This window comes from Microlunatus sp. YIM B11417 (genome assembly GCF_059617205.1).
Genome location: NZ_JCAMPJ010000008.1, coordinates 99,231 through 111,684 on the forward strand (window position 1 = coordinate 99,231; position 12,454 = coordinate 111,684).

General features: G+C 71.3%; 8 protein-coding genes and 1 pseudogene. 3 read left to right on the top strand and 6 right to left on the bottom strand.

The genetic code is table 11. The features are described 5' to 3' along the window. Nucleotides 1–27 precede the first annotated feature (27 nt). Together AC6CCG_RS27995 and AC6CCG_RS28000 are read right to left on the bottom strand one after the other, a co-directional pair. Complete coding sequence (locus tag AC6CCG_RS27995) at nt 28–4,917, bottom strand: NAD-glutamate dehydrogenase (protein WP_496658051.1); 4,890 nt, start codon at nt 4,915–4,917, stop codon at nt 28–30. A 215-nt stretch (nt 4,918–5,132) separates the two neighbouring features. Next, complete coding sequence (locus AC6CCG_RS28000; protein WP_496658052.1) at nt 5,133–6,095, bottom strand: ABC transporter substrate-binding protein; 963 nt, start codon at nt 6,093–6,095, stop codon at nt 5,133–5,135. A gap of 102 nt (nt 6,096–6,197) precedes the next feature. On the opposite strand from AC6CCG_RS28000, the gene AC6CCG_RS28005 reads away from it, so the two are divergent. Further along, entirely contained in the window at nt 6,198–6,674 is a 477-nt protein-coding gene (locus AC6CCG_RS28005) for a DUF2505 domain-containing protein (RefSeq protein WP_496658053.1), read from the top strand. A 14-nt stretch (nt 6,675–6,688) separates the two neighbouring features. Here the strand turns inward: AC6CCG_RS28005 and AC6CCG_RS28010 are convergent, their stop codons facing one another. Both AC6CCG_RS28010 and AC6CCG_RS28015 read right to left on the bottom strand, forming a co-directional pair. Then, nucleotides 6,689–7,324 carry a class I SAM-dependent methyltransferase gene (locus AC6CCG_RS28010; RefSeq protein ID WP_496658054.1) on the bottom strand — a complete coding sequence of 212 codons (636 nt, stop codon included), beginning with the start codon at nt 7,322–7,324 and terminating at the stop codon, nt 6,689–6,691. 62 nt (nt 7,325–7,386) lie between these two features. Beyond that, a complete protein-coding gene (locus AC6CCG_RS28015) occupies nt 7,387–8,313 on the bottom strand; it encodes an aminoglycoside phosphotransferase family protein (RefSeq protein WP_496658055.1) in 927 nt (308 codons plus the stop codon). 146 nt (nt 8,314–8,459) lie between these two features. Between AC6CCG_RS28015 and AC6CCG_RS28020 the strand changes: the two are divergent. After that, nucleotides 8,460–8,636: pseudogene (locus tag AC6CCG_RS28020) on the top strand (helix-turn-helix domain-containing protein); the annotation flags it as partial. Between the two features lie 616 nt (nt 8,637–9,252). Here AC6CCG_RS28020 and AC6CCG_RS28025 read toward each other — a convergent pair. Then, nucleotides 9,253–9,744, bottom strand: coding sequence for a nuclear transport factor 2 family protein (locus AC6CCG_RS28025; RefSeq protein WP_496658056.1), 492 nt, complete (start codon nt 9,742–9,744; stop codon nt 9,253–9,255). Nucleotides 9,745–9,872: 128 nt separating this feature from the next. Between AC6CCG_RS28025 and sigJ the strand changes: the two genes are divergently transcribed. Continuing rightward, nucleotides 9,873–10,793 (top strand): RNA polymerase sigma factor SigJ, encoded by a 921-nt coding sequence (sigJ, locus tag AC6CCG_RS28030; RefSeq protein WP_496658057.1) that lies wholly within the window; start codon nt 9,873–9,875, stop codon nt 10,791–10,793. Nucleotides 10,794–10,808: 15 nt separating this feature from the next. Here the strand turns inward: sigJ and pruA are convergent, their stop codons facing one another. Further along, complete coding sequence (gene pruA / locus AC6CCG_RS28035) at nt 10,809–12,437, bottom strand: L-glutamate gamma-semialdehyde dehydrogenase (protein ID WP_496658058.1); 1,629 nt, start codon at nt 12,435–12,437, stop codon at nt 10,809–10,811. Nucleotides 12,438–12,454 lie beyond the last annotated feature (17 nt).

Below are 12,454 nucleotides of genomic sequence, written 5' to 3' on the forward strand. Positions count from 1 at the left end.
GCCGCTCGGATCCGGGTGCCTGGCCGATCATTCGGCAGCGGGCAGCAGCGAGCGGACCAGCCGCAGGCCGACCGACATCCGGGCCAGGTCCGACCGGCCCTCGGTGACCAGCCGGAGCTCGCGGACCACCTCCCGGACATGCGGATTGGTCGATTCCCACTCCTCCAGCAGCGACTCCGGCTCGGCCCCACCGCTGCCCAGCACCAGAGCCGTCAACTGCGCGTGCACGGTGTGCAGGTCGTCCCGCAACGCCGCCCGGGCCATCGTCTGCCACCGGTCCGACCGGGGCAGCCGGATGATCTGGCCGAGCAGCCGGTCCAGCCCCAGCCGCTGCGCGACCAGGAAGTGCAGCCTGGCCACCCGATCAAGATCATGATCATCGCGCCGCGCGGTCTGCACGATGGTCAGCGCAGCGTAGGCCGGCGGCAGCGCCGCGATCGCCGAGGCCAGATGCTCCGGCACCCCGGCCGCGGTGTAGCTCTCCAGCCGGTCCCGGTAGGCCTTCAGCTCCCGTTCCGCCAGCAGGTCGGGCACGGCCGCGGTCACCTGCCGGACCCCCTCGCGGAGCTGGTCGACCGCCGCGGTGATGTCGACCGGCCGGCGCCGGTTGTTCACCAGCCAGCGGGTCGCCCGCTCGACCAGGGTGCGGATCTCCAGCCGCAGCGCGGTCTGGGTGGTCGCCGCGACCTTGAAGTCGAGCTCGGCGATCCCGCGCTGCAGTTCGTCGGTGCCGAAGATCGCCCGGGCCGCGATCTGGGCCCGCAGCAGGTCCGCCGCGCCGGCGCCGGTCTCGGCCGACAACCGGTGATAGCAGGTGGTGCCGGAGATGTTGACGAAGTCGTTCACCACGACGGTCGCCACGATCTCCCGGTGCAGCCGGTGCCCGGACATCTGCTCCCGGTACCGTTCCCGCAGCTCGGACGGGAAGTAGGTGATCAACTTCTCGGTCAGGTACGGGTCGTCCGGCAGGTCGGACGCCGTGATCTGCTCCTCCAGAACGATCTTGGTGTACGCCATCAGCACCGACAGCTCCGGCGCCGTGAGGCCGCGCTTGTCACCCCGCCGCTGCGCCATCTCCTCGGTCCCCGGCAGGAACTCGATGTCGCGGTCCAGGTGTCCCTCGTCGGCCAGCCGCTCCATCCAGTCCTCGTGCACGCCGGCCATCGAGTAGGCCTGGTGGACGCCGTTGGCGAGAGCCAGGTTCTGCTCGATGTTGTTGGCCAGCACCAGGTCGGCCACCTCGTCGGTCATCGAGGCCAGCAAGGGATCCCGGTCCGCCTCGGCGAGCCGGCCGGCCGCGATCTCCGCCTGCAGCAGGATCTTGATGTTGACCTCGTGGTCGGAGGTGTCCACGCCGGCCGAGTTGTCGATGAAGTCGGTGTTGATCTTGCCGTACTCGCCGGTGTGGGCGTTCTTCGTCGACGCGTACTCGATCCGGCCCAGCTGGGTCAGGCCGAGGTTGCCGCCCTCCCCGACACAGCGGGCCCGCAGCTCGGCGCCGTTCACCCGCAGCCCGTCGTTGGCCTTGTCGCCGACCTGGGCGTTGGTCTCCGAGGTCGCCTTCACATAGGTGCCGATGCCGCCGTTCCAGAGCAGGTCGACCGGCGCCCGCAGGCAGGCACTGATCAACTCGCTCGGCGTCAGGTGCTCGGTCTTGGCCTTCAGGCCGAGAGCAGCCCTGATCTCCGGCGTGATCGGGATCGACTTCATGGTGCGCGGGAAGATCCCGCCGCCCGGCGAGATCAGGGACGCGTCGTAGTCCGCCCAACTCGACCGGGGCAGCCGGAACAGCCGTTCCCGCTCGGCGAAGCTGACCGCCGGGTCCGGGTTCGGGTCGAGGAAGACGTGCCGGTGGTCGAAGGCCGCGACCAGCTTGATGTGCCGGCTGAGCAGCATGCCGTTGCCGAACACGTCGCCGCTCATGTCGCCGATGCCGACCACCGTGAAATCCTCGGCCTGGCAGTCCAGGCCCAGCTCACGGAAGTGCCGGCGGACCGACTCCCAGGCGCCGCGGGCGGTGATCCCCATCGCCTTGTGGTCGTAGCCGGCCGAGCCGCCGGAGGCGAACGCGTCGCCGAGCCAGAAGCCGCGGTCGACCGAGATCGCGTTGGCCACGTCGGAGAACGTGGCGGTGCCCTTGTCCGCGGCGACCACCAGGTACGGGTCGTCGGCGTCGTACCTGATCACGTCGCGGGGCGGCACCACGGCGCCGTCGACGATGTTGTCGGTGACGTCGAGCAGGCTGGAGATGAACAGCCGGTAGCAGGCGGTCCCCTCGGCCAGCCAGGCGTCCCGGTCCGACGGATCGGGCAGTCGCTTGCAGACGAAGCCGCCCTTGGCGCCGACCGGGACGATCACCGTGTTCTTCACCATCTGCGCCTTGACCAGGCCGAGGATCTCGGTCCGGAAGTCCTCCGAGCGATCGGACCAGCGCAACCCGCCGCGCGCGACCGCGCCGAACCGGAGATGGACGCCCTCCAGCCGCGGCGAGTAGACGAAGATCTCGTACGCGGGCCGCGGTTCGGGAAGATCGTCGATCTTGCGCGGCAGCACCTTGAACGCGAGCGCGTCCCGGTTCGGCTGGAACGCGTTCGTCCTGATCATGGCGCCGATCACGGCGAGGTAGGACCGGACGATCCGGTCATGATCAAGACTGGCCACGTCGTTCAGCGCGGCGGTCAGCTGCTCGGTCAGCTCGGTGACCCGGGCGGTCCGAACCTGATGATCATCGCGCTCGCCGTCGGCGACCGGTTCGAACTTGGCCTCGAACAGCCGGCTCAGGCCGCGGGCGAGATCCACGTTCGCCGCGAGCGCTCGGGCGATGTAGGTCTGGCTGTACGGCGAGCCGGCCTGCCGCAGGTAGCGGCCGATCGCCCGCAGCACGGCGACCTGCTGCCAGGTCAGCCCGGCGCCCATCACGAGCGCGTTGTAGTCGTCGTGCTCGCTCTCGCCGAGGTACGACGCGGCGAAGGCGTCGGTGAACCGGTGCCGGGCCTCCCGCGACCACCGGACCCGGCCCTCCCGGCCGCCCGGGATGGTCAGCCCGAAGTCGTAGATGAAGGCGCGTTGATCACCGGCCAGCTGCAGCTCGAACGGCCGTTCGTCCACGACGTCGACGCCGAGCACGGACAGGTGCGGCAGCACCTTGGTCAGCGACAGCGGCTCCAGCCGGAAGATCTTGAGCCGCAGGTCGGCCGGGTCGTCATCGTCGTCGGGGGCGTACACCACCATCGACATGCCGATCGACGGGTCGATGCCGTTCAGCGCATCGAGGTCCATGATCGCCTGGCGCGGCTCGTACTCCTCCTTGTAGCCCTCCGGCAGCGCGCCGACCAGCGTGGACAGCGCCGGCTGGCCCTGGCCGCCGACCAGCAGGTCGGCGAACTCGTCGTTCCATGATCGCGTCGCCGCGGTGAGTTCGCGTTCCAGCGAACGGACGTCGATCTCGCCGACCGTGGTGCCGACCCGCATCCGCATCACGAAGTGCAGCCGGGCCAGCACCGACTCGCTGACCCGGGCCGTGTAGTCGATCGAGTCGCCGTCGAAGGTGTGCAGCAGGGTCTGCTGCATCCGGCTGCGGACCGCCGTCGTGTACCGGTCGCGAGGCAGGTAGACCAGGAAGGAAACGTAACGACCGTAGGGATCCCGGCGGACGAACAGCCGGACCTGGCGGCGCTCCTTGAGGTGCGCGACCTTCTCGACGGTCTGGTAGAGCTCGGCGATCGAGGACTGGAACAGCTCGTCGCGCGGGTACGAGTCGAGCACGTCCATGATCGCCTTGCCGCCGTGGCTGTCCGGGTGGTAGCCGGACCGGCGCAGGATCTCCTTGGCCTTCTGGCGCAGCACCGGGACCCTGGTCACCGCCTCCGAGTACGCGGTCGAGGCGAACAGCCCGAGGAAGCGGCGCTCGCCGGTGACCGTACCGTCGTCGGCGAAGGTGCGGATGCCGATGTAGTCGAGGTAGGCCGGCCGGTGCACCCGGGAACGATGATCATCCTTGGTGATCACCATCAGGACCGGCCGGCCACGGCCGGCCAGCGGCAGCGCGTGGAACGTGTCCGGAGCGTCGGTGTCGGCGCGCAGGATGCCGAGGCCGGTGGCCGGGACCGGCCGGTAGGTCGGCTGATCACCGGGGACGTAGGTGTATTCGCGGTAGCCCAGGAAGGAGAACTGGCCGTCGTTGAGCCACTGCAGCAACTCCCGGGCGCGAGCCGCCTCCGGCTGCTCGTCGGCGTCCAGCTCGTTCAGCATCCCGATCGTCTCGGTGGACCGCTGCACCATCTTGCGCCAGTCGGCGACGGCCTCGTCGACCAGCCGGAGCACCTCGTGCAGTCCCTCGACGAGGCGTTCGACCGGATCGCCGTCCTGCCCGGCCGGCGCCGGCGGCAGGATCTCCAGGTGCATCCAGGACTCGGCGATCACGCTCGGGTCCCGCTGCGCCTCGGAGTCGCGGACGATGTCGATCAAGCTTCCGGCCAGCGTGCGCCGGACGGTGAACTGCGGGTGGAACACCTCGCGGATGCTCCAGCCCTGCCGGAGCACCTCCATCGTCACCGAGTCGACCAGGAACGGCCGGTCGTCGGTGACGATCTGGACGACGGTCGTGCCGCCGGTGGTCCAGCCGCCCTGCTCGGGCGCCGGCGCGCCGGCCTCGTTCGGGGAGCGGACCGTGATCACCGCGCGCGACGGCGGCCGGTCGGTGGCGAGCCGGAAGTGGCTGACCACGAGGCCGAGCAGGTCCTCGGTGCTGCGCTCGTCGATGTCGACCGCGTCGACGTGCCGGAAGTAGTGGGTCAGGAAGCCACGGACGGCTTCGGCATCGTGGCCGAACTTGGCCCCGATCGTCGCCCCCCGTTCGGCCAGTCGAGCGATCTTCGCCGCTTTCTCCCGCTCGAGCTCGACCTCGAATGTTGTCACCGCACCGCCCTTGTTCACCTGTTCGTCGTACCACCCTCAAGGGTGGTCTTACCCAGACTGTAATCCTCCCCCATCTGTTTCGCCGACCCGTCACATCTACGGCCGGAGCGGGAGCGTGTCGCAGCACTTATGACGGTGAGGTGCCTCGGAAGCCAGACTGCGGTGAATTTCCGCCGGTCAGTCGCGGCGGAAATCCACTCCGGTCGTCGCCGGGCTCAGAGCAGGGGCGCGAGTTCGGTGAGGCAGGCCTGGGCGGCGGAGGTCGAGTAGCCGTCCCACCAGTTCAGCGCGTTCACCTGGTGGGCACGGCCGGCCTTGACGGCCGGCAGCCGGCGCCAGAGCGGGCCCTCGGTGACCTCGGCGAACAGCTCGCCCGACTCCTTGGCGAAGCCACCACCGCCGCTGAAGTAGAGGATGGTGTCGGCGTCGGCCAGCACCGGTACGGTCTCGCGGGTCAGCGAGATGTAGGTGGCGTCGGCCTCCTCCGGCTCGTTCGAGGCGGGCCGCCGGACGCCCAGCTGGGCGAGCAGGTCGGACGGGAAGATCACGCCGGTGAGGATCCGTACCTCCTCGGCGGTGAACCGGACCAGGGCGACCGACCGCTGCCGCAGCGCCTCGCCGTGCTGGTCGGTGAACTCCCGCACCGCCGCGTCGAAGCCGGTCAGCCGCCGCTCCAGTTCCGGCCGCGCGCCGAGCAGGTCGCCCACGGTGAGGGCGGTGTCGCGCCAGCGGACCCGGTCCGCCGTGTTCAGGTACGCGACGGTCGGCGCGATCTTGGTCAGCTGCGGGTAGAGCTCCTCGACCCGGCTCCGGCTGCCGATGATCAGGTCCGGCGCGAGCGCGGTGAGCCGTTCCAGGTCGATCTCGTTGAAGCCGAGCGGCTGGAAGCCCTCCGGCGGCTTCGGCAGGTAGTCCGGGATCGCGGTCTCGCCGGCCAGCGTCTCGGCGGCGATCAGCGGCACGCCCGCCTCGAGCGAGGTCTGCAGCCCCGCGCCGGCGTCCAGCGCGATCACCCGCTGCGGCCGGGCCGGGATCTCCGCGGTGCCCAACGGATGTTCCACGGTACGGGTCCCGCCGGCATCGGCCGCCTCACCACCCGGTGACGCACAACCGCCGACCATCGCGGCGAATCCGGCAAGTCCCGTCATACCGAGCGCGGCCCGGCGGGTGAGCACCATGACCCGGAATGTTACCAAGCCTTGCCTTACCTGGTCGGCGACGGAGAGCCGGACTGCCCGGTGTCGTGACCGCGACTCTCGGGTCGTGAAAGACTCCCGGTCATGGAGATCTCTGCCCGGGTCGAATTCACGGCCGACCCCGACCGCGTGTTCACCATGGTCACCGATCAGGCCTACCTCGAGCGGGTCTGCCAGGCCAGCCACGCGGAGGCGTACGAGGCGTCCGTGGACGGCCTGACCACGCACACCAGCCGGACCCTGCCCGCGCCCGAGATCGCGGCCCGGTTCACCGGCCCGACGCTGACCGTGCAGGAGCGGATCGAGTGGGGCGAGGCGGGGCCGGACGGCTCCAGGACCGCAACGGTGACGCTGAACGTGCCCGGCCAGCCGGTCGAGATGAACGGCCGGCTCGCCCTGTCCCCCGGCGGTCCCGGCACGGTGATCGAGCTGACCGGCGAGCTGAAGGTCTCGATCCCCTTGCTGGGCAGGAAACTCGAGCAGGCCGCGGCGCCGGCCGTGCTGGCCGGGTTCGACGTCCAGCAGAAGGTCGGTTCGGAATGGCTGGCAACGCCCGCCTGATCAGTTCCGCCTGATCAGTTCCGGCGGAGCAGGACGACCGTGTCGTCCAGCGTCGCCGGCCGGCCCTCCGGGTCGGTCACCGACCGCTGCCGGGTCTCGGACAGCTCGACGGTCCACTCACCCGGTGCGAGCCGGAGATCGGCGATCTCCTCGGCCGGGCTGCGGAACCGGTGGTCGGCATGATCATGATGGCCGGCCCAGGACGGCGCGCCCGCATGCGAGATGATCGACAGCCGCCCGCCGGGCACGACCAGAGCGGCCGCGCGGCGCAGTGCCCCGGCCCGGTCCGGCTCCACCGGCGAGTGGAAGAAGGACGCCGTCACGAGGTCGTACGGGCCTTCGCCGACCCAGGAGCCGAGGTCGGCCACCACCCAGTCGATCCGGTCGGCGATCCCGGCCGCGCTCGCGGCGGCCCGGGCCCGGTCGATCGCGATCGACGACACGTCCACGCCGGTCACCCGCCAGCCGCGGCCGGCCAGCCAGATCACGTCGCCGCCCTCGCCGCAGCCGAGGTCGAGCGCGCGCCCGGCGGACAGCTCGGACACCACCTCGACCAGGGTCTGGTTCGGCCGGCCGGACCAGACCCGCTCCGTGGCTCCGTAGTGGGCTTCCCAGTGTGCGGCCAGGTCGGCCGCCTTCGTCGTCTCCATGCCGTCCAGCGTCGCCCGACCTCGCCGATCAAGCAAGTCCGGTTGCCATACCGGCAAAAAGGTCAGAGCTCGGCGACGAGTTCGTCCAGGGTCCGCCGGCTGTCCGGCGCCTCGTCGCCGTCGCGGATCGCCCACGCGACGCCCGACAGGGCCTTCCAGAGTGCCCAGCCCCGACCGCGCTCCCAGGTCGCGTCGTCCACGCCGAGCCGGTCCCGGAACGCGGCCCGACTGGGCCGGTCGAGCAGGGTCCAGGCCACCGCAAGGTCGCAGGCCGGGTCGCCGACGCCGCAGGTGCCGAAGTCGATCACCGCACCGAGGCCACCGTCGCGCAGCAGCAGGTTGCCGGCCGCGATGTCGCCGTGGAACCAGACCGGGCGGCGATCCCAGTCGGCCGCCAGCGCCGACGCCCAGACGGCTCGGACCGGCTCGGCCAGTTCGCCGGGCAGGACGGGCAGATCGCCCTCCACCATCGAGGAGAACGTGGTCAGCGGCCCGCCGCGGTACCAGTTGTGCAGCCCCGGTCCGGGACCGTCCGTCGGGTCGACCGCCTGCAGGGCCGCGAGGAAATCGCCCAGCTCCGAACCGAACGCGGTCAGGTCGGCGATCTGGTCGCGCTCGGCCGGCGTACCGGGCAGCCAGCGATACACCGACCAGGGGTGCGGATAGCCGGCTCCCGGCTCGCCCAGTGCGACCGGCTCCGGGATCGGCCGCGGGAGTTGCGGCCGCAGGATCGGCAGCCAATGGTGCTCCTTGATCACGGCGAGCGCGTACGGTTCCGCGCTGGGCAGCCGCACCGAGAGACCGTCGCCCAGGTGGAAGGTCCGGTTGTCCCATCCCTCCTCGGCGACGCGCCGGATCGGCAGCTCCGACCACTGCGGGAACTGGGAGTCGATCAGCCGACGGACCACGTCGTCGCCGATCGGCGGCCGGTCGGGCACCGGCCCGAGATCGAAGCCGCCGTCGCCGCTCGGTTCCTGGGTGTGGGACACGGTCGCGATCGTGCCAGGCGCGGGCCGGCCGGGCAACGCGATTTCGCCGTCGCCCGGCCCGGGTCGCGGTGATCATCTTGTCCTCGGCGTCGACCGCTGCTATTAATAGACCGACGGTCGGTTTATTGCAGAGAGGACCGGTGGCGATGGCACGCAGCCGCGACGACGAGGTGTTCCGGCGCAAGCGGGACGCGATCCTGGACGTCGCCGACCGCCTCATGATCACCAAGGGGTACGAGAGCCTGGCGATCACCGACCTGATGACGGAGGCCGGGATCTCCAAGGGCGCGCTCTACCACTACTTCACCTCCAAGCGGGACGTCCTGGCCGCCCTGCTCGACCGCCGGCTGGACCGCTGGGAGGCCACCCTGGCACCGCTGGCCCAGGGTTCGGCTCCGGCCGCCGAGCGGCTGCGGACGGTGCTCGGCGCCCTGGCCATGATCAAGGCCGAGGACCGCAGCTTCTTGATCAGCGTGCTCCGCGGCCTGTACAGCGAGGACAACGCGATCGTCCAGACCACCGCCCGGGCCGGCATGGCGGAGCGGCTGCTGCCGCTGCTGACCATGATCATCACGGACGGCCGCGCCGACGGCAGCTTCACGGTGACCGCGCCGGAACCCACCGCCCGGGTGGTGATCTCGCTGCTCCAGGAGTGCTCGGACCGGATCGCCCGGCTGTTGATCGACCTCGCCGACGGCCACAGCTCGGCGCGCGCCGTCGAGGCCCAGGCGGCCGCCTACGTCGAGGCCCTGCACCGGGTCCTCGGCGCCGAGCCCGGCACGCTGGACTTCGTCGAACCGGCCGACCTGCGCCGTTGGGTGCGGGCCGCCCGGACCGCCAGGAAGGTCGTGGCCGACCCGACCCCTGAGCCGGTCGAAGGGCAAGGCATGATCGGGCTCGGCACTTCGACGGGCTCGGTGCGCGTTCGACAGCAGTCCGTCAACGACCCGAACCGGTCGGCGCAGTCTCGGGAGCCGGCTCGGCGAGCCCCACGTCCGGCCCGCCGGCCAGCGGGGTCGGGTCGAAGTAGCGGATCCGATACTCCCGTTCGGCGAACCGCCAACCGTCCGCCGTCCGCCGGTAACGGTCGTGGAACGTCCCGTAGTTGACCATCGAGCGGCCGTCCCGGAGCCGGCCGAGCTCGAAGGTCGGCACCCGGCCGGTGGCGGTGTCGCCCTCCAACCGGATCGTGCCCTGATGGGTGTCCTGCACGAAGAACTCCCAGGCCGAGGCCAGCTGCGACTGCCCGGCCCGGAGCCGGTCCCGGCCCACGTGTTCGACGCCGGCGTCCGGGATCCGGTAGATCCCGTCCTCGGTGAACAGCGCGATCAGCCGGTCAAGATCGCGTTCCGTCGCGGCGTCGGTGTACTCGACCCGCAACGCCTCGATCGCCAGCCGGTCGGCGAGCTCGTCCAGGTTGGTCATGATCATGTCTCCTTCGCTCGATGGTCGGTCTCGGCGGTCCGACGACGTACCGGTGCGAAATGTCTGTCCGGCCGGTCCGGTCACATCCCGGCCGGATGTCTCGTCGGTCCAGTGAGAGGACGGAGGTCGGGCAGGTGAACGACGCTGCTGCGGACGAGGAGTTGGACGCGCTGCTCGACGGGCGGCGGCAGGTGATCAACATCGCCTACCGGCTGCTCGGGTCGCTGGCCGATGCCGAGGACGCGGTGCAGGACGCGCTCGCCCGCTGGTACGCCCTCCCGGCCGGTCAACGGGCCGGCATCGAGAAGCCGGGTGCCTGGCTGAGCACGGTGACCAGCCGGATCTGCCTCGACCAGCTCCGCTCCGCGCGGGTCCGCCGGGAGCGCTACGTCGGCCAGTGGCTGCCGGAGCCGCTGCCCGAGCCGGCGGAGTGGACCGACCGCGGGCCGAACGCCACCGCCGACCCGGCCGACCGGATCACCCTCGACGAGTCGGTCAGCATGGCGTTCCTGGTGGTGCTGGAGGCCTTGTCGCCGGCGGAGCGGGTCGCCTTCGTGCTGCACGACGTGTTCCGGTTCAGCTTCGCCGATGTGGCCGAAGTGACCGGCCGGACGCCCGGAGCCTGCCGGCAGCTCGCCTCGACGGCCCGGCGCCGGGTCGCCGACGCGCGGGCCGCGGCGGCACCGACCGCGCAGCAGGCCCGGGTCGTGCGGAGGTTCCGCCGGGCCTGGCAGGCCCAGGACCTGCGCGCCCTGGTCGGGCTGCTCGACCCGGACGCGGTCGCCACCGGTGACGGCGGCGGCGTCGTGCCCGCCCTGCCGGACCCGTTGCACGGGGCCGTGCCGATCGCCCGGCTCTACCGGGACCTGGTCCGGTATTCGACCGGCACCGCGATCCTGGAGCGCACCGTGAACGGCCGGCCCGGCCTGGTTGCCGAGCAGGACGGCGTCATCGCGACCGTCTTCTCCTTCCAGGTCGCCGAGGAGCGGGTCACCCGGATCTGGGCGGTCCGCAACCCCGACAAGCTCCGCCCCTGGCTGGCCATTGCGGGCTGACCGGTCCGGACCGGTTCAGCCCTGGTGCGGGTAACCGTGCGTGGTCGGCGGGACCAGGGTCTCCTTGATCGACCGCGGGCTGACCCAGCGGATCAGGTTCCACGGCGAGCCGGCCTTGTCGTTGGTACCGGAGCGTCGGGAGCCACCGAACGGCTGCTGGCCGACGACCGCGCCGGTCGGCTTGTCGTTGACGTAGAAGTTGCCGGCCGAGAACCGGAGCGCCCGGGCGGCCTCGGCGACCGCGGCCCGGTCGTCGGCGATCACGGCCCCGGTCAGCCCGTACGGTGCCGCCTGGTCGACTTCGGCGAGCGTCGCGGAGTAGGCGTCGTCCTCGTACACGTGGATGCCGAGGATCGGGCCGAAGTACTCGGTGGTGAAGATCTCGTTGCGCGGGTCGGTCGAGGCGATCAGGGTCGGTCGGACGTACCAGCCGGTCGAGTCGTCGGTCCGGCCGCCGGCCAGGATCTCGGTGGCGGCGTCGCCGCGGGCGCGCTCGATCGCGGCCACCTGCTTGGCGTACGAGCGCTGGTCGATCACCGCCGAGGTGAAGTTGCCGAGATCGCGGACGTCGCCGACCGGCAGCGCCTCGGTCTGCTCGATCAGGTCGGTCTTGATCTTGTCCCAGACGCTGCGGGCGACATAGGCGCGCGACGCGGCGGAGCACTTCTGCCCCGAGTACTCGAAGGCGCCCCGGATCAGCGCGGTCCGCAGCACGTCCGGGTCGGCGCTGGCGTGCGCCACCACGAAGTCCTTGCCGCCGGTCTCGCCGACGATCCGCGGGTAGGCGCGGTAGCGCGGCAGGTTGGTGCCGACGGTCCCCCACAGCTTCTGGAACGTCGCCGTCGAACCGGTGAAATGGATCCCGGCCAGGTCCGGGTGGTGCAGCGCGACCGCGGAGACGTCGATCCCGTCGCCGGGCAGCAGGTTGATCACACCGGCCGGCAGGCCCGCTGCCCGCAGCAGCTCCATGGTGAAGTGGGCGGCGAACTGCTGGGTCGGGCTCGGCTTCCACAGCACCGTGTTGCCGAGCAGGGCCGGCGCGGTGGGCAGGTTGCCCGCGATGGCGGTGAAGTTGAACGGCGTGATCGCGTACACGAAGCCGTCCAGCGGCCGGTAGTCGGTCCTGTTCCAGACACCCGGCGAGCTGTTCGGCTGCTGCTCGATCAACTTCCGGGCGAACGAGACGTTGAATCGCCAGAAGTCGATCAACTCGCAGGCCGAGTCGATCTCGGCCTGCTGCACGGTCTTGCCCTGGCCCAGCATGGTGGCCGCGTTGACGGTGTCCCGCCACGGCCCGGCGAGCAGGTCGGCCGCGCGCAGGAAGACCGCGGCCCGGTCGTCGAAGCTCGCCGCGGCCCAGTCATGCCGGGCCCGCTGGGCGGCCTCGATGGCGGCAGTGGCGTCGGCCTGGCTCGCCGCCGCCGAACGGCCGAGCAGGTGGCCGTGGTCGGAGGGCATCCGGACCTCGAAGGCAGCCCCGCCGGGGGTCCGCGCCTCGCCGCCGATGACGGCCGGCAGGTCGACCGGCCCGGCGTCGGCCAACTCGGTCAGGCGGGCGACCAGGGACTCTCGCTCGGGGCTTCCCGGGGCGTAGCTGCGGACCGGTTCGTTGACCGGATCGGGCACAAAAGTTACGGCGTCCACGGCCGCGAGGCTACTCC

Excerpts from the sequence above, each read along its gene's own strand:
- AC6CCG_RS28000 (WP_496658052.1), bottom strand. The coding sequence starts at position 6,095 with ATGGTGCTCACCCGCCGGGCCGCGCTCGGTATGACGGGACTTGCCGGA.
- AC6CCG_RS28005 (WP_496658053.1), top strand. The coding sequence starts at position 6,198 with ATGGAGATCTCTGCCCGGGTCGAATTCACGGCCGACCCCGACCGCGTG.
- AC6CCG_RS28010 (WP_496658054.1), bottom strand. The coding sequence starts at position 7,324 with ATGGAGACGACGAAGGCGGCCGACCTGGCCGCACACTGGGAAGCCCAC.
- AC6CCG_RS28025 (WP_496658056.1), bottom strand. The coding sequence starts at position 9,744 with ATGATCATGACCAACCTGGACGAGCTCGCCGACCGGCTGGCGATCGAG.